Annotated in this window: 18 protein-coding genes; 10 read left to right on the top strand and 8 right to left on the bottom strand. The window is 71.7% G+C overall.

Annotated features, from left to right (window positions below; genetic code table 11):
* The first annotated feature begins 78 nt into the window (after positions 1–78).
* Together ABZX11_RS37700 and ABZX11_RS37695 are read left to right on the top strand one after the other, a co-directional pair.
* On the top strand, positions 79–3,303 hold the full coding sequence (locus tag ABZX11_RS37700) for a hypothetical protein (protein ID WP_354922541.1): 3,225 nt from the start codon (positions 79–81) through the stop codon (positions 3,301–3,303).
* Complete coding sequence (locus ABZX11_RS37695) at positions 3,300–3,797, top strand: HEAT repeat domain-containing protein (RefSeq protein ID WP_354922538.1); 498 nt, start codon at positions 3,300–3,302, stop codon at positions 3,795–3,797. The genes ABZX11_RS37700 and ABZX11_RS37695 overlap by 4 nt, the downstream gene beginning before the upstream one ends.
* A gap of 10 nt (positions 3,798–3,807) precedes the next feature.
* On the opposite strand, the gene ABZX11_RS37690 is transcribed toward ABZX11_RS37695, so the two are convergent.
* From ABZX11_RS37690 to ABZX11_RS37680, 3 genes are all read right to left on the bottom strand, one after another.
* Positions 3,808–4,551, bottom strand: a complete 744-nt coding sequence (locus tag ABZX11_RS37690) for a DUF4157 domain-containing protein (RefSeq protein ID WP_176169534.1) — start codon at positions 4,549–4,551, stop codon at positions 3,808–3,810.
* A gap of 103 nt (positions 4,552–4,654) precedes the next feature.
* Positions 4,655–6,640 (bottom strand): ATP-binding protein, encoded by a 1,986-nt coding sequence (locus tag ABZX11_RS37685; RefSeq protein ID WP_354922535.1) that lies wholly within the window; start codon positions 6,638–6,640, stop codon positions 4,655–4,657.
* Positions 6,637–7,296 (bottom strand): DUF4255 domain-containing protein, encoded by a 660-nt coding sequence (locus ABZX11_RS37680; protein WP_176169532.1) that lies wholly within the window; start codon positions 7,294–7,296, stop codon positions 6,637–6,639. The genes ABZX11_RS37685 and ABZX11_RS37680 overlap by 4 nt, the downstream gene beginning before the upstream one ends.
* 182 nt (positions 7,297–7,478) lie before the next feature.
* Here ABZX11_RS37680 and ABZX11_RS37675 point away from each other — a divergent pair, with 182 nt between their 5' ends.
* Both ABZX11_RS37675 and ABZX11_RS37670 read left to right on the top strand, forming a co-directional pair.
* Entirely contained in the window at positions 7,479–8,042 is a 564-nt protein-coding gene (locus ABZX11_RS37675) for a hypothetical protein (protein WP_354922532.1), read from the top strand.
* Positions 8,043–8,050: 8 nt separating this feature from the next.
* Positions 8,051–8,962, top strand: coding sequence for a hypothetical protein (locus ABZX11_RS37670; RefSeq protein WP_354922529.1), 912 nt, complete (start codon positions 8,051–8,053; stop codon positions 8,960–8,962).
* A 54-nt stretch (positions 8,963–9,016) separates the two neighbouring features.
* On the opposite strand, the gene ABZX11_RS37665 is transcribed toward ABZX11_RS37670, so the two are convergent.
* Positions 9,017–9,853 carry a hypothetical protein gene (locus ABZX11_RS37665; protein WP_354922525.1) on the bottom strand — a complete coding sequence of 279 codons (837 nt, stop codon included), beginning with the start codon at positions 9,851–9,853 and terminating at the stop codon, positions 9,017–9,019.
* A 592-nt stretch (positions 9,854–10,445) separates the two neighbouring features.
* Here ABZX11_RS37665 and ABZX11_RS37660 point away from each other — a divergent pair.
* Positions 10,446–11,933, top strand: coding sequence for a right-handed parallel beta-helix repeat-containing protein (locus ABZX11_RS37660; RefSeq protein WP_354922522.1), 1,488 nt, complete (start codon positions 10,446–10,448; stop codon positions 11,931–11,933).
* 26 nt (positions 11,934–11,959) lie between these two features.
* Here ABZX11_RS37660 and ABZX11_RS37655 read toward each other — a convergent pair whose 3' ends face one another.
* Together ABZX11_RS37655 and ABZX11_RS37650 are read right to left on the bottom strand one after the other, a co-directional pair.
* Positions 11,960–12,454 carry a hypothetical protein gene (locus ABZX11_RS37655; RefSeq protein ID WP_354922519.1) on the bottom strand — a complete coding sequence of 165 codons (495 nt, stop codon included), beginning with the start codon at positions 12,452–12,454 and terminating at the stop codon, positions 11,960–11,962.
* 16 nt (positions 12,455–12,470) lie between these two features.
* Positions 12,471–13,889 carry an amidohydrolase family protein gene (locus ABZX11_RS37650; RefSeq protein ID WP_176169526.1) on the bottom strand — a complete coding sequence of 473 codons (1,419 nt, stop codon included), beginning with the start codon at positions 13,887–13,889 and terminating at the stop codon, positions 12,471–12,473.
* Positions 13,890–14,037: 148 nt separating this feature from the next.
* On the opposite strand from ABZX11_RS37650, the gene ABZX11_RS37645 reads away from it, so the two are divergent.
* From ABZX11_RS37645 to ABZX11_RS37625, 5 genes are all read left to right on the top strand, one after another.
* Entirely contained in the window at positions 14,038–14,847 is an 810-nt protein-coding gene (locus tag ABZX11_RS37645; protein WP_176169525.1) for an IclR family transcriptional regulator C-terminal domain-containing protein, read from the top strand.
* Between the two features lie 67 nt (positions 14,848–14,914).
* Complete coding sequence (locus ABZX11_RS37640; protein WP_354922514.1) at positions 14,915–16,072, top strand: CaiB/BaiF CoA-transferase family protein; 1,158 nt, start codon at positions 14,915–14,917, stop codon at positions 16,070–16,072.
* On the top strand, positions 16,065–16,859 hold the full coding sequence (locus ABZX11_RS37635) for a citryl-CoA lyase (protein WP_176169523.1): 795 nt from the start codon (positions 16,065–16,067) through the stop codon (positions 16,857–16,859). The genes ABZX11_RS37640 and ABZX11_RS37635 overlap by 8 nt, the downstream gene beginning before the upstream one ends.
* 11 nt (positions 16,860–16,870) lie before the next feature.
* A complete protein-coding gene (locus ABZX11_RS37630) occupies positions 16,871–17,731 on the top strand; it encodes a dioxygenase (protein WP_354922511.1) in 861 nt (286 codons plus the stop codon).
* Between the two features lie 6 nt (positions 17,732–17,737).
* Positions 17,738–18,673, top strand: a complete 936-nt coding sequence (locus ABZX11_RS37625) for a zinc-binding dehydrogenase (RefSeq protein ID WP_354922508.1) — start codon at positions 17,738–17,740, stop codon at positions 18,671–18,673.
* Positions 18,674–18,685: 12 nt separating this feature from the next.
* Here ABZX11_RS37625 and ABZX11_RS37620 read toward each other — a convergent pair whose 3' ends face one another.
* Together ABZX11_RS37620 and ABZX11_RS37615 are read right to left on the bottom strand one after the other, a co-directional pair.
* Positions 18,686–18,841, bottom strand: a complete 156-nt coding sequence (locus tag ABZX11_RS37620) for a hypothetical protein (protein WP_176169521.1) — start codon at positions 18,839–18,841, stop codon at positions 18,686–18,688.
* 491 nt (positions 18,842–19,332) lie between these two features.
* Positions 19,333–20,298, bottom strand: coding sequence for an IS481 family transposase (locus ABZX11_RS37615; protein ID WP_354922505.1), 966 nt, complete (start codon positions 20,296–20,298; stop codon positions 19,333–19,335).
* Between the last annotated feature and the right edge of the window lie 199 nt (positions 20,299–20,497).

The following is a 20,497-nucleotide window of genomic DNA, read 5'->3' as shown; positions in this document are numbered from 1 at the left end:
GGCAACTGCCCTTCGGGGCAGCCGTGCCTGCCCGTGCGGCCGTTGGCAACCGGTTCGGAGGGGCCGACAGTTGAACCCATGCCAACGGGGCGGGAGAAGGCGTCACCGGAACCGTCCGGGCAGGCCGCGCGGCCCGCCCGGACGGCGCGCCGCGCGACCACGCCCGCGTTGCTGCGCCTGCAGGCCTCGGCGGGCAACGCGGCGGTGTCCAGGCTGGTCGCGCTGCAGCGGCAGAGCTGCCCCGCTCCCCCGGTCGCCCCGCCGGGCGTGACACCCGAAACCGACCTGAAGTTCCAGTCGCTGAAGAAGGACGTCGAAGGCAAGGCGCACACGGCGAAGGCGCACCCGCCCGCCGCCGCGGAGGTCAAGCAGGCGCAGGACGCCGCCGTGGCCCCCGCCGACGACAAGGACGCGCAGGCCAAGGCGGCCCAGGCGGACAAGATGGCCGCGGCGAAGCCGGCCGGCTTCGACAAGGCGGCCTTCGTCGCCGCGGTGAACGCCGCGGTCGCCAAGCAGGCACCCAAGAACCTCGACGAGGCCGACAAGTTCGCCACTTCCGGCAAGGCCGACCAGGTCAAGGCCGAGGTGCTGGGCAAGGTCACCAGCGGCAAGGACGCCTCGGCCAAGGACGTCACGGACCGGACGAAGGAGCCCCCGGATCCCGGCCGGGCCGTGGAGAAGCCGGTCACCCCGCTGCCGGCGGCACCGGCCGTGCCCGCGCCGGCGCCGCCGGACGCGCGCAAGGCGACGCCGGACAAGGCGCCGCCCGAACAGACCGACCTGCGGGCCGACCAGTGCGAGACCCAGGGCGCGATGGCCGCGGCGGGCGTCACCGACCGGCAGCTGGCCGAGTCCAACGAGCCGGAGTTCACCGGTGCGCTGGCCGCGAAGCAGGCGGGACAGCAGCACACGGCTTCGGCGCCGGCCGCGGTCCGCGAGTCAGAGGCCGGGCAGCTGGCCGCCGTCACCGGCGCGGCCCAGGCGTCCGGGCAGGCCGCGATGGCGGGCATGACCGGGGCGCGGTCGTCGTCGACCCAGCGGGGCCAGGCGGCGAAGACGGCCACGAAGGCGAAGGACGAGCAGGACCGGGCGCGGATCACCGGGGAGATCAAGGCGATCTTCGACGAGACCAAGACGAAGGTCGAGGGCGTGCTGGGCGCGCTCGACGACCAGGTGGCGAAGAAGTTCGAGGCGGGTGAGGCGCAGGCGAAGGCCGCGTTCACCGCCGACCACCAGGCGCGGATGAAGCGCTACAAGGACGAGCGCTACGACGGGATCACCGGCGCGGCGCGCTGGGCGTACGACCTCTTCGCCGACCTGCCCGCCGAAGCGAACAACCTGTTCCTGGAGGCCAAGAAGGTCTACGAGGCGAAGATGCAGGCCGTCATCGGCGACATCGCGGACTTCGTCGGCCAGAAGCTGGGCGAGGCCAAGCAACTGATCGCCGACGGCCGCACCCGCGTGCAGCAGAAGGTGGCGTCCCAGTCGCCGGCGTTGCGCAAGATCGCCGGCGACGCGGCGAAGGAGTTCGGCGGCCAGTTCGACGACCTCGAGAAGTCCGTCGACGAGAAGCAGGATGCCCTGGTCGAGGACCTGGCCCAGAAATACAGCGAGGCCCGCAGCGCCGTCGACGAGGAGATCAAGGCGCTGCAGGCGGAGAACAAGGGCCTGTGGAGCAAGGCGAAGGAGGCCGTCGGCGGCGCGATCGAGACGATCCTCAAGCTCAAGGACATGCTGCTCGGCGTGCTGTCGCGGGCCGCGAACGCAGTCGGGCTGATCATCGCGAAGCCGATCGAATTCCTCGGCAACCTGGTCAACGCGGTCAAGACCGGGGTGATGAACTTCGGGGCCAACATCGTCCAGCACCTCAAGGACGGCCTGAAGGGGTGGCTGCTGGGCAACCTGGCGAGTGCGGGCATCGAGATCCCGGAGGCGCTGGACGCCAAGGGCATCCTCCGGATGGTCCTGTCGCTGCTGGGCCTGACCTGGGCGAGCGTCCGCGCGCGGATCCTGCGGTTCATCCCCGAGCCGGTGCTGGCCAAGCTGGAGCAGACCGTGGACGTGGTCAAGGTCCTGATCACCGAGGGCGTCCCCGGCCTGTGGCGCTGGATCGTGCAGAAGCTGGGCGACCTGAAGGAGATGGTGCTCGGCCAGGTCAAGGACTTCGTGATCGAGAAGATCGTCAAGGCGGGCATCACCTGGATCATCTCGATGCTCAACCCGGCGGCGGCGTTCATCAAGGCCTGCAAGGCGATCTACGACATCGTCATGTTCTTCGTGGACAAGGCCGCGCAGATCAAGGAGTTCGTGGACTCGGTCCTCGACTCGGTGGAGTCGATCGCCCGCGGCGGCGCGGGCGCGGTGGCCGGCCTGATCGAGCGGACGCTCGCGAAGGCGTTGCCGATGGTGCTGGGGTTCCTGGCGAGCCTGCTGGGGCTGGGCGGGATTTCGGAGAAGATCAAGTCGATCCTGGAGAAGGTCCAGGCGCCGGTCGGGAAGGTGATCGACTCGGTCGTCGGGACGATCGTCAAGGCGGGCAAGAAGGTCTGGTCGAAGCTCAAGGGCGGGAAGAAGGGCGGCGCCGACGACGAGCGCAGCCGCGCGGTGAAGAAGAAGGCCCACGACATGCTCACCGCGCCCACCGCAGCCAAGTTCCACGATCGGAACGGTCTGCGCGCGGTGACCGACAACATCCTCCGCACGCTCCGCCCCGAAGGGCTCAAGACGCTCACCGTGGTGCCCGACCGGGACAAGCCCGGCCACTTCCAGGTCATGGCGTCGGCCAGCGCGGAGGAAAAGGTCGGCGAAGCGGACGTCGAGTCGGAAGAGCCGATCAAGCTCGCCGAAGAAGTGGGCAAGGCGAGCGAGGAGGCCGGCGGGCGGAAGTTCCTCTTCCGGGGAGACGACCAGTGGCGCGAAGGGGACGTGGTGGGTTTCCCCCTCGGCAGCGAAGCGGCGGACGAGGCCGACGTCCAGACTCCGTGGGAGCACGTCCGCGAAAAGCAGGGCGAAATGACCAGCCGCTACGTTTCGTTCTCCGAGATCATCGGCGACAAGAAGGGTGGCGCGGCGAAGTTCACCAAGAAGGACAACATCGCGAAAGCTGTTTGGGACGCCCTGAAGGAGCTCGAGAAAGAGGGGGTCATCCGCATCCTGACCCCGGAGGCGGTGCACGCCATGATGCTCGAGGCCAAGCCCAAGATCCGCCGGTTGGCAGGGGACGTCAAGGCGATTATGATCAAGAACCACGAAGTTCTCATCGAAGGCCAGATCCCCGCCGAATACCTCAAGCGAGCGAAATGAAGGGCACGTCCCGCGACCCGGCCGCGGTCCTCCGCGAGGATCGGCTCGACAAGGCGATCGAGGAAGCGGGACCCGGCCTGTTCGACCTCCTGGCGGCTGCGGTCGGCGACCCCGACACCGAAGTGCGGGAGACAGCCGCCTACGGTCTCGGCGAACTCGACGACCCCCGCGCCGTCCCGCTGCTGATCGACCTGGTCGAGCACGACCCGGCCGAATCCGTCGTCGTGCACGCGCTGAAGGCACTGGAGTCGTATCGGGATCCCCGGATCCACCGGACGCTGCTCAGGGAGGCCGACCGCGCCCGGCACACGCGGTCCCCCCGCTGGTACGCGGCGAAAGAGCTTCGGTGGTACGACTCGGAGGACTCGGTCGAGGCGCTGATCCGTCTCCTGGCGAGTGAAGACGCCCTCGTGCAGCAAGCCGCCGAGGAGTCCTTGTCGACCTTGCGGCCCGCGGAACGCGCCCGGTGGCAGCGGCTGCTCGAACAGGACTGACCGCCGCGGGTCAGGACATCTCTTCTTCGGTGTCTTCCTCGCGCTGCACGAAGGTCTGCGCCATCTTCTCCTCTTCGCCTTCGGCGGCCTCGGGAGCTTCCTCCCGCTGCACCGCCGCCTCCTCGGACGAAGAAGCGTGCCCACCGTCCTCGCACCGCTGGACGGCGGAAGCCGGCGCGGGTGCCGACATCAGCCGGTCCGCGTTCGCGACCGCTTCGCGCTCGAAGCGGTCCGCCGGGTCGGACACCTTGACCCCGCCGCCGGCGTCCGTGCCGTCCACCGGGCCGCTGCGCTGCTGGACGACGTGCGTGAGCTCGTGGGCCAGCATGTGCTTGCCCGAGTCCGAGCCCGGGTCGTACTTGTCGCGCTGGAAGACGATGTTCGAGCCCACCGTGTACGCCTGGGCGTTCACCGACTTCGCCGAGTCGTGGGCCGCGCCGTCGGTGTGCACGCGGACGTCGGAGAAGTCGGCGCCGAAGCGGCCCTCCATGTCTTCGCGGGTCGCCGCGTCCAGGGGTGCGCCGCCGCCCGAGCCGACCACGTCGTGGACCGGGGAGCGCTCCTCCTCCACCAGGGCCGCCGTCCCCGCGTTGCCCACCGCGCGCTGCAGGCCCAGCAGGCCCGCCGGGCCGAGGACGTCGGTGCGGCCGGCCACCGCGGCCCGGCCCAGCAGGTCGTGGTCGTCCCGCTCGATGCGGTCGCCCTTCGGCCGCAGGGTCGGGTCGAGGTCGTTCTCGTGACTGTGCCCACGCATGTTCGGCTCCCTCCACCGCCCGTAAAGCTTCCCGCGCCCGCGGGCCGAGCGCCAGGGTCCGCAGCCGTCCGGACGGGCAGCGAACGCTGCCCCGACGGGCAGTTCAGCCGTCGGTCACCATCGCCAGGTAGGGCCCGAACTCCCGGTCGAGGCAGAGCCGGCCCAGCTTGCGGTACTCCCGGGCCACCGCGCCGACCAGGTCGCCCATCCCCACCGGACGGCCCGCCTCGGCCGCCAGGTACGCGCCGGTGACCGCGGCCGAGCGGATGTGGCCGCCGGCCAGCTCGAACGCTTCGGCGAGGAACCCCAGGTCCAGGTCCGCCCCCCGCGGCATCCGGGTGCCGAGGCAGCGGTCCCACAGCCGGTGCCGGAGCTCGACGTCCGGCAGCGGGAAGTCCACGATGACGTCGAGCCGGCGGGTGAACGCCTCGTCGAGGTTCGCCCGCAGGTTGGTGGCCAGCACGGCGATCCCGTCGAAGGTCTCCATCCGCTGCAGCAGGTACGCGCTTTCGATGTTGGCGTACCGGTCGTGCGCGTCGCGGACCTCCGACCGCTTGCCGAAGATGGCGTCCGCCTCGTCGAAGAGCAGGACGCCGTTGACCCCGGACGCCTCGGTGAAGATCCGCTCCAGGTTCTTCTCCGTCTCGCCGACGTACTTGTCGACCACGGTCGCCAGGTTCACGGTGTAGAGGTCCAGCCCGAGCGACGCGGCGATGACCTCGGCCGACATCGTCTTGCCGGTCCCCGAGTCCCCGGCGAACAGCCCGGTCACGCCGCGGCCGCGGCCGCCGCCCGGGCGCATCCGCCACTCGTCGAGCACCTGGTCGCGGTAGCGCGCCCGAGCCGCCAGTTCGTCCAAAAGGGACAGCACACCGGCCGGCAGCACCAGGTCGGCCCAGCCGACGACCGGTTCGATCCGCCGCGCGAGCCGCTGCAGGCCGGCGGCGTTCTGGCTGCGCGCGCCCGCCCGGACGTGCTCGGTGCGGACCAGCCCGTCGTCGGCCAGCGCGGTCACCGCCGCGGCCTGCGCCGCGCGGGCGATCTGCCCGGGCCCCAGCACGAAGTGCGCGGTGGCCTCGCCGGGGTCGACGCCCGGGGCGAGCCGTCCGTCGAGGCGGCTGCGCCAGAGTTCCGCGCGGGCCGCGCCCGCGAGCGGCGTCGCGTCCAGCTGCAACGGCGGCGTGGCGCTCCAGCGCGGGTCCCAGGCGCCGGTGCCGTGCACCACGAGCGGGATCGCCGGGTGCGCCAGGTCCTCCAGCCGCGGGTCCTCGACCGGGCCCAGCACGATCCCGGCGCCGCGCAGCAGCGCCTCGCGCCGCAGCGACGCGGTCAGCTCCGCGTGGCCCGGCTCGGCCTGCCAGCGCGCCGCGTCCACCACCAGGGCCGGGTACCCGGCTGCGGCCAGCGCGCCGACGCCGAGCTCCTCGGCACCGCCGCCGGGCTGTTCCTTGAGGTAGACGAGCCCGGCCCGGCCGCGGATGGCGCGGGCGAGCCGCTCGCGGCCCGGCACCTCGACCAGCTCGGTGCCCAGGCGGGCGCAGCCGGCCAGCTCGGGCGCGAGCCGGTCGTCGCCGAGCAGGTGGTTGACCACGCGGTCGGGGACGCGCAGGGTGCGCGAGAGGAACGGCCGCTCCTCCTCCCCCACGGCGAGCAGGCCGCAGGTGACCAGCGGGGAGTCGGCGTCCAGCCGCGCGCGGCCGGCGGCCGAGGCCTCGGGGATGCCGCACAGGCGCAGCGCGAGGCCGGCGCTGGCGCGGCGGCGGGTCACGTCGTCGTTGAGGTAGCCGTAAAACTGCTCGAACCGGCTGTCGAGGTCGGGGGCGAGCGCGACCAGCAGCAGCTCGACGTCGACGCCGGTGAGCCCGGCGCGTTCGGCGAGCGGGCGCAGCCGTCCGTCCGGGGCGGTGTCGGTGAACGGCGTGAACGGCTCGCGGAGTCCCTCCAGCAGCGCGTCGATCGTCTCGTTGGACAGGTACAGGCCGCGGAAGGGGTCGTCGGGGTTCGGGTCGGCCGCGCGGCGGCTGTCGACGGCGTCGCGGATCCGCTGTTCGAGCCGGGCCAGCCGCTCGAACAGGTACTCCAGGCTCACCGGGGCTTCCGGTGGGTGCGCGCCATCGCAACCCGGCGCTGCCCGTCGACCGCGCCGGCCGCGGACACGTGGTGCCCGACGAGCTCGCCGTCGCCGGTGTCGAGCTTGAGGCCTTCCTTGGCGGGCGGGCCCGCCGGGTAGACGCGCCCGCTGTGGATCGGCGCGGAGACGACGACGTCCAGTGACGGCTTGAGCTCGCCGCCCAGCGCGGTCCAGACGTCGGCGAACGCGCGGTCCTCCGGCGGTGGCAGCGCCACGGTCATCGGCACCGGCAGGCCGGTCTCGGCGAGCGACCCGGTGAGCACCTCGGCCGGGACGGCTTCGTAGCGCAGCAGGCCGAGCAGCAGGTCCGAGAGCACGCGGTGCTCGTCCTCGGGCCGCTGCGTCCAGGCGGTGACCAGGTATGACAGCTTGACGTGCTTGGGCGGCAGGTGCCGCGCCGCGACCTCGCCACGCTGGTCGTATTCGTTGAGCAGCCCCCGCGACCGCCGCCGCATGTCCTCGCGCACGTCGTAGAGGTAGATGTTCACCGTCGGGGCGTTGCGCCGGGCGGCCCAGTCCTTGGTGGGTGCGTCGAAGGCGACGTCGACCTCGCTGCCGCGCAGCGCCTCGTCCTTCACCAGCCGGCGCAGTGCCTCGTCGACCTCGTGGATCACCGGCGGACCTCCTCGCACTGGCGGTGCTTCCACGATGATCGGCGGAACCCGGACCGGCCAGCCGCGCAGCGGCAAACCTTCGGGTACGCCCGGCTGCCCGTACGGGCAGCACCGCGATCTTGTAACCGCCTCCGGTGCCGGGGCGACTACTGCTTCGGGAGTGGGGAGAACGCGAGGCACCCATGCGACGGATCGCCGGCCCGATCGGGACGGCCCTGGCCCTGCTGGCCGCGTGCGGCAGCCCGGAACCACCGGGGACGCCGGAACCGCCGCCGTCCGTTTCCACCGGCGCCGCGACCACGGCCTCCGCCGGCCGGCTGTCCACCAGCCCGGGCCCGACCACCGGACCGGCGGATTCGGCTTCCGCGGCCACCGGCTCTTCCTCCGCGAAGACGTCGACCGGGAAGCCGCCGACCGCGAAACCACCGACGCCACCGACGCCGCCGAAGGTCACGACGGCGAAACCGCCGGCGAAGGGGTCGCCCGTGCGGACCGCGCCGATCGACATCGTCGGCAGCTCCTACGCCCAGACCGGACCGCTGACCGAGGCCGAGCTCGCGGACGAATGCGGTGGCAGCCTCTGCGTCACGCTCCGGACGACGGTCGAAGGGCCGCCGGACCCGCAGGTGGACTGCAAGGTCGAGCGCATCGTCCAGACGGTGCCCATCTACCGCGGCGACACGATCACCTTCGTGCTCACCGACGAGTGCGGCGGCTTCACCGAGCCGCCCCCGCCCACCGAGTAGCGGCGGCCATGGCGAAACGGCTCCGGTCGCTGCGGCCGCCGGCAGCGGAGGTCAGGCCCGAAAGCCCGTCGCGGGCGCTGCGGCTGCTCGGCTCGGTGATCGCGCCGACGACCGTGCTCACCGGGCTGCTGTTCTTCTTCGGCAGGCAGCACGCCAACTGGCTGCTCGACTACTTCGGCGTCCCGCTCTCGACGATGGGGCTCACCGCGCAGGACTACCTGGTCCGCAGCGCCGACGGGCTCTTCGCCCCGATCGCCGTCGTGCTGGCCGCGGTGCTCGCGCTCCTGTGGCTGTACCGCTTCCTGCGTGCCCGGCTCGCCGACGCGGCGTGGCAGCGGCTGCTGCGCGTCGCCACCCCGGCGGCCGTCGTGGGCGGGCTGGCCGGGCTCGCGGTCGCCGCCGTCGGGGTCGTGCGGCCCGAGGCCTTCGCCTCGTCGTACTCGGTGCCCGGGGCGGGGCTCTCCCTCGGCGTCCTGTTCCTGGTGGCCGCCTCGCGCCTGCTGGCGGCCCGGTCCGGGCGGCCACTGCCGGCCGCGGTGGCGACCGCCGAGTGGGTGGCGGCGTTCGCGCTGGTCAGCGTGGGGCTCTTCTGGGCCGTGGCGGACTACTCCGCCTCGGTCGGCGTCGGCCGGGCCATCCAGATCGAGGCGGCGCTGGCTGCGCCACCGGAGACCGTTCTCTACAGCGCGAAAAGCCTCAACCTCACGGCGCCGGGTGTGCGCGAAACCCCGTGCCGCAACCCCGACACCGCCTACCGCTACCGGTACACCGGTCTCAAGCTGGTCCTGCAGTCCGGCGGCCAGTACTTCCTGCTGCCGGTGCAGTGGCACAAGGCCGACGGGACCGCCCTCGTGCTGCCGCGCACCGACGCGCTGCGGCTGGAGTTCACCCCGGCCGCGGATCCGGACGCCCCCTGCTGAGCGAGCCGGGTCCGCGCGGTGCGGACCCGGCTCGCTCGGCAGCGACGGTGGAGGTCAGTCCTCGTCGTAGGCGTGCTCGGAGTCGACGTCGTGGTCGACGACCCAGTTGTCGTCGTCCGCGTCCGTGGCGTCGGCCACCGAGGTGACCGAGTGCGCCGCGGCCCCGCCGACGCCGGCCGTGGTGTACCAGGCGTGGTAGCCCGCGTAGTCCGGCACGGCCAGGGCGTGCGCACCCTCCGACGATGCGCCGTACGGGCCGGCCGTCAGCTTCTCCGCCTCGTACACGGCGTGGTGCTCACCCGCGTGGCTCACGACGTGCGCGGAGGTCGCGCCGTCCACGCCGGCCGAGTGCTGCTCGGCGTAGTAGCCCACGTCACCGGCGTCGTCGTTGTCGTCGGCGTCGTTGTCGTCGGCGCCGTACACCGGACGCACGACCTCACCGGCCGGCTCGTGGTACACCGGGTCCGGGTGGCTGACGGCGTGGTGGTGCTCGGTCACGACGTGGTTGTCGTCGTTCCAGTCACCGTCGTTCCAGTCACTGTCGTCGCCGTCGTAGTCGTCGTAGTCGCCGTCGTCATCACCGCCGTACCAGCCGTCGTGCGCGGTGTGGTGCCAGCCGTGGTCGCCGGACTCGCCGCTGTGGGTGACGTAGGCGCCACCGATGCCGGCCACCGCGGAGTCCTGCTCCGACCAGTGGTGGCCCCACCAGGTCCCGCCTTCGTCGGTGTCGGTGGTGCCCGCGCCGCCGATGCCGGCCCAGGTGCTGGAGCTTTCGGCGCTCCAGGAGTCGTTCGGCCAATCGAGCGGGTGTGCCGTCGCCGGACCGGCGATGACGAGGGAAAGCGGCAGCGCGAATGCGCCGGCGACAGCCAGTCGTCGCAATGTGGACATGATTTCTCGGGGTTCCTTCCTGGGTGCGGCGACCGGGTTTCATTCGGGGCCCGGAAGCCGGGGCAGAAGCTCTGTCCGAAAGGTGACGTTACCGCCCCGACACACGACTGACAGCGCCTTGACCTGCGCGAATACCCGATCGGTGCGCGGGAACCGCCATGTGGAGGACACATCCGGAATGGAGTCGAACCAGTCTAGTTCGCCACCACTGGAGCGATCGGAATGGATGGCGTGAAATCACTCGCTCAGGTAGTGCCCTGTTTAACGGAAAAAACCCGGGCCCGGCGCCGGGCCCCGCCCTGGCGGCCCGCCGCCACCCCATCGGGCGACCGGCGGCGCTCGCCCGGCCGGCCGAGCGCCGCGCGGCAGGTGGCCCACCCCGCCGCACGCCGCCGGAGCCCGCTCGCCGGGGAATTCCGGGCGGTGAACGGCACCCGGCCACGATAACAGAACCGTCCACTCATTGTTCCCACGGTATTCACAGTCGTTGACTGATCACTGTATTTTTCGTTACCTCGTACACCCGAAAAGCGCACAAATGGACTCGTTCGGACCACGCAGTCAACGAGGTTAATTGCGTAGGTTTCCCGTCATGTCGCCGATCAGGGTCATTCTGGCTGCCACACTGCTGGCCGCGTTCCTCGTGCCGCCCGGTCCGGCGGCCGCGGCCGTGGTGTCGCCCGGACCGGTGTGCGACCACCAGCCACTGGCGAACACGACAGCGCCCGCGGGTGCGGTCACCGTCGACGCCGCGGTGCCCGGCGACCTCTACCGCAAGTCCCAGGAATCGCCGCCCGGCACGACGTTCTGGCTGCCCCCGGGCACGCACCTGCTGGCGGCGGACCCGTTCGGGCAGGTCATCCCCAAGGACGGCGACGTCTACCTCGGCGCGCCCGGCGCCGTGCTCGACGGGCAGGGCATCAACCGCGCGGCCTTCACCCAGCAGGCGAAGGACGTCGTCATCCGCGGGCTCACCGTCCAGAACTTCGTCGCCCCGCAGGACCAGGGCGTGGTGAACCACGATTCCGGCGAGCACTGGATCATCGAAAACACCACCGTGCAGAACAACAAAGGCGCGGGAATCATGGCCGGCGCGCGCCAGGAGGTGCGACACAGCTGTCTGCGCAACAACGGCCAGTACGGCATGAACGCCTACCGTTCGGACAGCACGATCACCGCGTTGATCATCGAGGGCAACGAAATCTCGGGCAACAACACCGACGACTGGGAAACGCGCAGTCCCGGCTGCGGGTGCAGCGGCGGAATCAAGTTCTGGGTGGTCGACAAGGCCGACGTGCGCGGGAACTGGATCCACCACAACCACGGCGCCGGGCTCTGGGCCGACACCGACAACAACGACTTCCTGGTCGAGAACAACCTCATCGAGGACAACGACGCCGAGGCGCTGTTCTACGAGATCAGCTACAACCTCGTCTTCCGCGACAACGTCCTGCGGCGCAACAGCCTGGTCGCGGGCAAGCGGCGTGCGGACAAGGGCGACAACTTCCCGGTGGCGAGCGTCTACCTGTCCGAGTCCGGCGGCGAGTCCCGGGTGCCGGCCCGCACGCACCTGATCGACGTCTACGACAACACCTTCGAAGACAACTGGTCCGGCATCACCGCGTGGGAGAACGCCGACCGGTTCTGCAACAGCCCGGCCAACACCTCGATCAACACCTGCACCAAGCTCGTCACCGACCGGACGCGGTGTTCGGCACCCGGGATCGCGTCACCGCCGCTGTACGACGACTGCCGGTGGAAGACCCAGCTGGTCGAGGTGCACGACAACACGTTCCGCTTCGACCCGGCCCGCGTCGGCTGCACGAACGGCTCCTGCGGCAAGATGGCGCTGCTGTCCAACTGGGGCACCTACCCGTCCTGGTCGCCGTACCAGGGCAAGGTCGTCCAGGACGCCATCACGCACGACCAGGGCAACTACTGGTTCAGCAACGCCTACTACGGGCCCTGGAAGTTCGTCGCGGGCGACACGTCCCGGATCCTGACCGCCGAGCAGTGGCAGACGACGCCGTGGGACCAGGACAACTGCGCGTCCTTCGACGACGTCATGCCGCACTGCTAGCCGGGCGCTGCCGAGTCCCCGGGAGCTCAGTGCGCGGCGAGCAGCCCCAGTACCGCGGCGGACTTGGCGGCGTCGAGGAACCGCAGGCCCATGAAGTTGTCGCCGGGGTTGAAGCCGGGGAGCGCCCAGACCGCTTCGTACGGCAGCCCGACGCGCCGGTAGCGGCGGAGGCTGTAGACGTTGCTGAACAGGCACTTCCCCGGGTCCGGGCGCCAGAGGCGGCGGGCGAAGGCGGGGTTGCGGAACCCGTGCCCCACCTCGGCCGTGGCCTGGACGTGGCGCCGGCCGGTGAAGAGCACGACGTCGCCGGTGGTCACGGTGTCCATCCGGCGGTCGTACTTGTCCTTGGCGCCCCAGAACCGTGCGCGCCCGCCCGGGTGCAACGCGTCGAGACGGGCGAGGTCCGCGGGGTCGAGCAGGTCGGCGAACTCGCGGAAGGACACGGTCCGGTCGAGGGACTCCGCGCCGTAGCGGCGGGCGTCCGCGGTGCCGTAGGCGGGCTGCACGAAGACCTGGACCACGGACGGGAACGGTAGCTCAGCCGCCGTGGGTGCGGTCGCTCTGGTAGTCGGTGTAGGTGTACGGGTTGTCGAGGATCTTGGTCTCCGGGACGTCGGGGTTCATCCCCTGCCGCCACGCCTCCTCCCCCAGCTGCCCGCGCAGGTACCCGACCGTCGCCTCGACGTGCCGCCGCACGGCGGGCAGGTCGGCGCCGACCAGGCGGCCGTCGCGCTTGACCACCCGGCCGCCGACCAGGACGGTGTGCACGTCGGCGCGCTGGGCCTGGAACGCCACGTGGCCGTAGGGGTTGAGCAGCGGAAACGACACCGGCGACGCGTCGTTCTTCAGCAGCACGACGTCGGCCTGCTTGCCGGCCTCGAGGCTGCCGAGGTCCGAGCGGCCCAGTGCCGCCGCGCCGCCGCGGGTGGCCCACTCCACGACCTGTTCCGCGCGCAGCGCCGCGTGCGTGACCGTCTCGCCCTTGGCCTGGGCCTCCAGGTGCTCCCGAGACCGGTCGGCGCCCAGGGTGGCGCGCATGGCGGAGAACAGGTCGCCGCTCCACCAGACCGAGGTGTCCATCGACAGCGACACCGGGATGCCGTACTTGCGCAGCGCCCAGGTGGGCGGGTAGCCCTGCCCGGCGCTCTGCTCGCTCTCGGTGGACACCGACACCGAGCCGCCGGTGGCGGCGATGCGGTGGTAGGAGTCGGCCGACAGCGACGCGCCGTGGACGTAGACGGTCTCCGGGGTCATGAACCCGTGGTCGTACATCAGCCGGATGCCGTCGTCGCCGGTCGCGCCCCAGACACCGGCGTGGGTGGTCACCGGCAGGCCGAGCTCGCGGGCCACCTCGAACGCGGGCTTCTCCGGGAACGCCGGGTCCCCGGTGACGTCGAAGGCGAGCTGGAAGCCCTCCAGACCGCCGCCGGTGCGGCGCGCGACGAAGTCGCGGAACTCCGGCGTGGCCGTCCAGTTCGCCGGGGCGTCCTGGATGTTGCCGTAGGCGAGCACGAACCGGCCCGGGACGGCTTCGAGCGCGTCGGCCGCCGCGTCGGCGTGCGCGGTGGTCCGCAGCCCGTGGGACCAGTCGACGGTGGTCGTGACGCCGGCCTCCAGTGCCTCCCAGGCGCCGAGCAGGTTGCCCGCGTGGATGTCTTCGGGGCGGAACACCTTGCCCCACTCGAGGTAGTACCAGACGAAGTACTGGGTCAGCGTCCAGTCGGCGCCGTAGCCGCGCATGGCCGTCTGCCACAGATGCCGGTGGGTGTCGATCATGCCCGGCATGACGATGCCGCCGGAGGCGTCGATCTCGGTGGTGCCGGCCGGGACCTCCAGCGCCGGTCCGATCGCGGCGATGCGGTCGCCGTCGACCAGGACGTCTTCGCCGGGCAGGACGCGGCGCGCGTCGTCGAGGGTCAGCACCGTGCCACCCCGCAGGACGATCGATCCGGACATGGCTGCCTCCACTTGTCACGCGTCAGTGCGTACACTTGTCCGCTCAGCGGACACTCGCCGGGTGCCGTCACCTTTGCCCAGTGCCGCGCCGGTGTCAATCCCCGCGGCTACGCTGCGGGTGGACCCGATCGGAGAGAGGGGTGGCGCAATGCCACGCGAGGGAACCGGTCCCGACTTCATCGAGGCGCTGGCGCGCGGGCTCGAGGTGATCACCGCGTTCGGGCCGCAGCGGCCGGAGATGACGCTCGCCGAAGTCGCCGCGGCGACCGGGCTGGCCCGCCCGACCGCCCGCCGGATCCTGCTCACCCTCGAAGAGCTCGGCTACGTCCGCACCGACGGGCGCGGCTACGCCCTGACCCCGCGGGTGCTCGGCCTCGGCGTGGCCTACGTGCGGTCGATGGGCCTGTGGGAGGTCGCCCGGCCACACCTGGAACGCCTGGTCGCCCGCACGGGCGAATCGTGTTCGATCGCCCAGCTCGACGGCTCCGACATCGTCTACGTCGCCCGGGTGGCGGTCCCGAAGATCGTGGGGCTGAGCGTGCAGATCGGCACCCGGTTCCCGGCGTTGCCGACGTCGCTGGGCAAGGTGCAGCTCGCCGCACTGCCGCCGGACGAGCTGGAGGCGGTGCTGGCCCAGCCGACCCGGTCGGGGCTGGTCCCGCGCTGGCAGCCGGACCGCGCCGAGCGGGACGCCGCGCTGCGGGAGGTCCGGGCCCGCGGCTGGGCGCTCACCGACGAGCAGCTCACGCTCGGGATCCGGTCGGTGGCGGCGCCGCTGCGCGACGGGGCGGGGCGGGTGATCGCCGGCGTCAACGTCAACTGCCACGCCGCCGAGACCCCGGTGGAGAAGCTGCTCGACCACCACCTGCCCCTGCTGCTGCAGACCGCCGGAGAGATCAGCGCGGACTTCGCGCGCCTCGACGAGGTCCCGCACGTCACCGTCCCGGCGGTGTCTTGACCGCAGGCACACTCGGGAGCAGACTGCGGACACTAGTCCGACAGGCGGACACGAGTGGAGGCACTGCGTGGAACCACCCACCGGCCCGCTGTCCGGGCTGCTGGTCGCGGACTTCTCGCGGGTACTGGCCGGCCCGTACGCCACGATGCTGCTGGCGGACATGGGCGCCGACGTCGTCAAGGTCGAGGGCCCGCAGGGCGACGAAACGCGCACCTGGATGCCGCCGGTGCGCGGGGACGTCTCGACCTACTACCTCGGCGTCAACCGCGGGAAGCGCTCCATCGCCCTGGACCTGCGCGACGAGGCCGACGCCGTCCTCGCCCGCGAGCTGGCCGCCCGCGCGGACGTGCTGATCGAGAACTTCAAGCCCGGCGGGCTGGCCAAGTACGGCCTCGACTACGAGGCGGTCCGGGCAGCCAACCCCGGCAGCGTCTACGCCTCGATCAGCGGCTTCGGGGCCGGCGAAGGCGCGCACGTGCCCGGCTACGACCTGATGGTGCAGGCGATTTCGGGCCTGATGAGCCTGACCGGCGATCCGGACGGCCCGCCGTACCGGGCCGGGATCTCGGTGTTCGACGTCATGGCGGGCAACCACGCGGTGATCGGCATCCTGGCCGCGCTGCGCCACCGCGACGCGACCGGCGAGGGCCAGCACGTCGAGGTCAACCTGCTGTCCTCGGCGCTGACCGGGCTGGTCAACCACAGCTCGGCCTACGCCGCCGGCGGCGTGGTGCCCTACCGGATGGGCAACGCCCACCCCAGCGTCTTCCCCTACGAACCGCTGCCGACCGCCGACGCCGACCTGATCGTCGCCGCGGCCAACGACGGGCAGTTCCGCCGGCTGTGCCTGGTCCTCGACCTGCCCGAGATCCCGGACGACCCGCGGTTCGCCCGCAACGCCGACCGCACCGAGAACCGCGAGGAGCTGCGGCCGATCCTGGTGGAACGGCTGGCGAAACGCGGTGCGGTGGACTGGTTCGACGCGCTGACCGAGGTCGGTGTCCCGTGTGGACCGATCAACACGATCGACGGCGGGTTCGCGATGGCCGAGCGCTTCGGGCTGGACCCGGTCGTCGAGGTGGGCGAAGGCGACCGCGCGGTCCCGACGACCCGCCACCCCATCCGGTTTTCCGCGACCCCGGCCGGGTACCGGCTGCCGCCGCCGGAGCTCGACGAGCACGGTGCCGAACTGCGAACGTGGCTGACGGAGCCCGCCGATGGCTGACCCGGTCTACGAAACCGCCCTCGGTGCGTCCACGAAGGACAAGATCACCCTGCTCGGGCAGGACCTCGCCGAGGACGTCATGGGGAAGGTCGGGTTCGGCGAGCTCGCTTTCTGGCTGGCGACCCAGCGACGTCCGTCCCCAGGGGAAACGAGGGTCTTCGAGGCGGTGCTGGCCGCGCTGGCCGACCACGGCTTCACCCCGACCGCGATCGTCACGCGGCTGACGTACCTGTCCGCGCCGGACTCCGTCCAGGGTGCCCTGGCGGCCGGCCTGCTGGGCGGTGGGTCGCGTTTCCTCGGCGTCACCGAAGACTGCGGCCGGTTCCTGCACGACGTCCTCACCGAGGCCGGCGAACGGCCGTCGGACGAGGCCGGGTGGGACGCGCTCGCGCTCGCCACCGTCGAAAAGGCCCGCGCGGCGAAGAAGTTCGTCCCCGGCCTCGGGCACCACGTGCACAAGGACGGCGACCCGCGCACCCCGCGGCTGTTCGCGATCGCCGCCGAAGAGGGGCTGCGCGGCCCGCACCTGGAGCTGTTCGCCGCGATCGGCCGGGTGCACCCGCAGGTGCTGGGCCGGACGCTGCCGCTCAACGGGGCCGGCGTCTGCGGGGCCGCGCTCGCCGACCTCGGGCTGCCGCTGGAGCTGCTGCGCGGGTTCGCGCTGCTGGCCAGGACCGCCGGGCTGATCGGCCAGCTCGCCGAGGAGCTGCGGCACCCCGTCGCCAACGACGTCTTCCTGTCCGTCGACCTGAACAACCGGTCGGTCCCGCCGGATCCGCACGCGTGAGAGGAACGCCGATGCAGCTGGTCACCGAGGACAACATCACCGAGCTCGCCGCGCAGCGCTGGGCGAGCGCGCACGATCCGCGGACGGCGGAGGTGATGGCGGCGCTGGTGCGCCACCTGCACGCCTTCGCCCGCGAAGTGCGGCTCAGCGAGACCGAGTGGATGGCCGCGATGCGGTGGCTGACCGAGACCGGGCAGATCAGCGACGAGAAGCGGGAGGAGTTCATCCTCGCCTCCGACGTGCTCGGGCTGAGCATGCTGGTGGTGCAGATGAACCACGCCTTCGACGCGAAGGCGACCCCGGCCACCGTGCTCGGCCCCTTCCACATCGACGGCTCGCCGGAGAAGGAGTTCGGCGGCGACATGTCCGACGGCGTGCCCGGCACGCCGCTGTACATCACCGGCACGGTCCGCGGCCTGGACGGCTTCCCGGTGGTCGGCGCGGTCCTCGACGTCTGGCAGGCCGACGAGGAAGGCGCGTACGAGTCGCAGATCCCGGACATCGACGAGGCCCGGCTGCGCGCGAAGTACACCAGCCGCGCCGACGGGACGTACTGCCTGCGCACGATCGCGCCGAAGGGGTACTCGATCCCGATGGACGGCCCGGTCGGCGCGCTCATCCGCGGCACCGACATCAGCCACTTCCGGCCCGCGCACGTGCACTTCCTGATCAACGCGGCCGGCTACGAGCCGCTGATCACCCACCTGTTCCAGGAGGGCGCGCAGTACCTGGACAGCGACGTGGTGTTCGGCACCAAGCAGGAGCTGGTGGTCGCCTTCGAGCCGCGCGAGCCGGGGCCGACGCCGGACGGCGGCACGTCGGCGGAGCCGTGGCTCGAGGCGCGTTACGACTTCGTCCTGCAGCCGGTCTGACCGCCGGTGCGCGCGGCGGAGATCCGCACCGCCGGGCAGCCCCCGGTGGTGGTGGACCGGGCCGAGCCGGTCCCCGGACCCGGCGAGGTCGCCGTCCGGGTGACGGCGGCGCCGATCACCCCGCTGGATCTGCTGTGCGCGTCCGGCACGTCCTACTTCGGCGCACCGGCCACGCCGTACGTGCCGGGCGTGCAGGGGGTGGGCGAGCGGGCGGGGACGCCGGTCTGGTTCGCCACCGCAGCGGGCATGCGGCCCGGGGACGGCAGCATGGCCGAGCACGCGGTGGCCGCGTCCGCCGACGTGGTCGTCCTGCCGGACGGGGCCGATCACACGCTGGTCGCGGCGCTCGGGCTGTCGGCCGTCGCGGCGTGGCGGTGCCTGACGGGCACGGGCGGGCTGGCCGCGGGTGAGACGGTGCTGGTGCTCGGCGCGGGCGGGGTGGTCGGCCAGTCGGCCGTCCAGCTGGCTCGGGTGGCCGGGGCCGGGCGGGTGATCGCGTGCGCGCGCTCCGAGGCGGCGTTGGACCGCGCTCGCTCGTCCGGCGCGGACGGCACGGTCCGGCTCGAGGACGGCGAAGACGCCGACGAGCTGGCGCGGCGGCTGTCCGCGGTGGCCGGCCCGGTCGACCTGGTGATCGATCCGGTGTGCGGGCTCCCGGCCGCGGCGGCCTTGCGGACCCTGCGCCCGGGCGGGCGGCTGGTCAACCTGGGCAGCGCGGCCGGCGAGGTGTGCCCGGTGCCGTCGGCCCTGCTGCGCAGCCGGTCTCTGCGGATCCTCGGCTACACGAACAACGAGCTCAGCGCGGGCGAACGCCGGGAAGCGCTGCTCACGGTGGTGGACCAGGCGGTGCGAGGGGCGTTGACGGTCGGCTACGAGCGGGTCCCGCTGCAGGACGCGGCCCGGGCGTGGCGCCGCCCGGGCCGTGTCGTTCTGGTGCCGTGAGAAGCGGTTCGGTCACTGACCCCCAGGACCGGGTTTCGGCACGTCGCCGATGTAGGGACCGCTTCCCACCCCGCCCACCGGGTTGGGGTCGCTCGAGGCGGACGCCACGGGGGCGAGCACGGCGAGCGCGGCCGCGGTGAGCAGAGCGGCAGCTACAGCACGTTTCATCGATGGGCTCCTTCGCGTTCCCCCGCATTCTGCGCGATCCGGCTTCCAAACCGCTTCCGCTTTCCGGAATTCACCACCGCGGGGGCCGCGATCACGCGGATCGGCCGCGCACGGTGGTCAGGCGGGTGCGGGCAGCGATCGAGGTCACCTCGCCGGGGCGAGCTTCTGGCAGGGAGCGGCGGGGAACTCCGGTTCGGCGGCCGGGATTTCGGTGCAGCCGCCGCAGTCGGCCGAGGCGAAGCTCGCCCAGCCGTTGCCCGCCCACCGGTAGGCGACCCGGGCCGGCGGCTCGCCGCTGTGCCGCTGCAGGTCGCGGATCAGCCAGCTCTGGTCGCACGCCCGGGTGGTACCGGGGTGTTCGGCCTCCGCACTGAACTCCAGCTGCTGCGCGATCCACGCCGGGTCGCAGTGGCTATCTCCTACCGAGGCATGATCGATCCGGCGACGCTGCTCATCCGGCTTCGAGGACAGGCCCTAGGTGTATGTGGCCATTAGGTTGGTGGCAGTCGGCTGATGGGCGGGTTGCCTCCGAGTGCGCTGTGGCGGCGTTGAGTGTTGTAGTGCTCGAGCCAGGGTGCAAGGGCTGCTGTGCGTTCGGTGTTGCTGGTGAAGGCTTGGCGGTAGGCCCATTCGGTTTGCAGCGTGCGGTTGAGGCGTTCGACTTTGCCGTTTTGCCAGGGGCAGTGGGGTTTGATGAACTTCTGCCGGATGCCGTGCTCGGCGCAGACCGCACGCAGTGACCAGCGGTAGGCCCAGGCGTTGTCGGTCATCAGCCGTTCGATCCGGGTGATGCCGTGGCCGGCGAAGTAGGCGATCGCCCGGGTGAGGAAGGCCGCGCAGGTTGGCCCTTTCTCGTCGGGGTGGATTTCGGAGTAGGCCAGGCGGGAGTGGTCGTCGACCAGGGAGTGAACGTAGTCGTAGCCGATCTTGGTGCTGCGGTCGCGGGTGGTTTCCCGCTGGGCTCGGCCGTGGGCTCGCCAGCCTCCGCCGTCGGGAATGCGGCCGATCTTCTTGACGTCCATGTGGACCAGCTCGCCCGGCTGCTCGCGCTCGTAGCGCACTGCCGTGGTTTTGCTGGCCCGGATCACCTGCCCGGTGATCGGGTCCAGCGCAGCCAGCCGCGGGATCTGGTGGCGGGCCATTACCCGTGACACCGTCCGTGCCGGGACACCCAGTTCGCAGCCCAGCCAGGCCGGTCCGCGGCGTTCACGCTGCCGCAACGCGACGATCCGCGCTTCGAGCTCGTCGCTGGTCCGTCGTGGTGAGGTATGCGGGCGTGAGGATCGGTCGCGCAGACCGGGCTCGCCCTCGCTGGCGTAGCGGTCCAGCCAGGTCTTCACGCATTTGCGGGAAATCCCCATCGCAGATTCGATGTGCGCTTGCGGCCATCCGGCTTGGTGACGCTGGACGATCAGCAACCGGCCCAGAAAGGTGGTCCGGGCGTTACGGTGAGACACGAGAGCCTCCGGTTGGCGTGGGTCCTAGACAAGCCACACCTCAACCGGAGGCTCTCCTCACGTCAACCAGAGCCTTCCGCCACCAACGTCCTGGCCAAGTACACCTAGGGCGTGTCTGACAAAAGTTTCGGCTGGCGGCTGGGATGCTCCGAGGTGTGTCGCGGTTTCAGTTGCTCTCGGATGATCAGTGGGCGTTGAT

Source organism: Amycolatopsis sp. NPDC004169, assembly GCF_040610315.1.
In the GTDB taxonomy this organism is placed as follows: domain Bacteria; phylum Actinomycetota; class Actinomycetes; order Mycobacteriales; family Pseudonocardiaceae; genus Amycolatopsis.
This window is presented reverse-complemented; position numbering and strand designations above follow the sequence as displayed.

Coding starts and splice junctions, on each gene's coding strand:
- ABZX11_RS37695 (WP_354922538.1), top strand. CDS start 3,300: ATGAAGGGCACGTCCCGCGACCCGGCCGCGGTCCTCCGCGAGGATCGG.
- ABZX11_RS37650 (WP_176169526.1), bottom strand. CDS start 13,889: ATGTCCGGATCGATCGTCCTGCGGGGTGGCACGGTGCTGACCCTCGAC.
- ABZX11_RS37630 (WP_354922511.1), top strand. CDS start 16,871: ATGCAGCTGGTCACCGAGGACAACATCACCGAGCTCGCCGCGCAGCGC.
- ABZX11_RS37635 (WP_176169523.1), top strand. CDS start 16,065: ATGGCTGACCCGGTCTACGAAACCGCCCTCGGTGCGTCCACGAAGGAC.
- ABZX11_RS37660 (WP_354922522.1), top strand. CDS start 10,446: ATGTCGCCGATCAGGGTCATTCTGGCTGCCACACTGCTGGCCGCGTTC.
- ABZX11_RS37645 (WP_176169525.1), top strand. CDS start 14,038: ATGCCACGCGAGGGAACCGGTCCCGACTTCATCGAGGCGCTGGCGCGC.
- ABZX11_RS37675 (WP_354922532.1), top strand. CDS start 7,479: ATGCGACGGATCGCCGGCCCGATCGGGACGGCCCTGGCCCTGCTGGCC.
- ABZX11_RS37620 (WP_176169521.1), bottom strand. CDS start 18,841: ATGAAACGTGCTGTAGCTGCCGCTCTGCTCACCGCGGCCGCGCTCGCC.
- ABZX11_RS37665 (WP_354922525.1), bottom strand. CDS start 9,853: ATGTCCACATTGCGACGACTGGCTGTCGCCGGCGCATTCGCGCTGCCG.
- ABZX11_RS37690 (WP_176169534.1), bottom strand. CDS start 4,551: ATGCGTGGGCACAGTCACGAGAACGACCTCGACCCGACCCTGCGGCCG.
- ABZX11_RS37670 (WP_354922529.1), top strand. CDS start 8,051: ATGGCGAAACGGCTCCGGTCGCTGCGGCCGCCGGCAGCGGAGGTCAGG.
- ABZX11_RS37700 (WP_354922541.1), top strand. CDS start 79: ATGCCAACGGGGCGGGAGAAGGCGTCACCGGAACCGTCCGGGCAGGCC.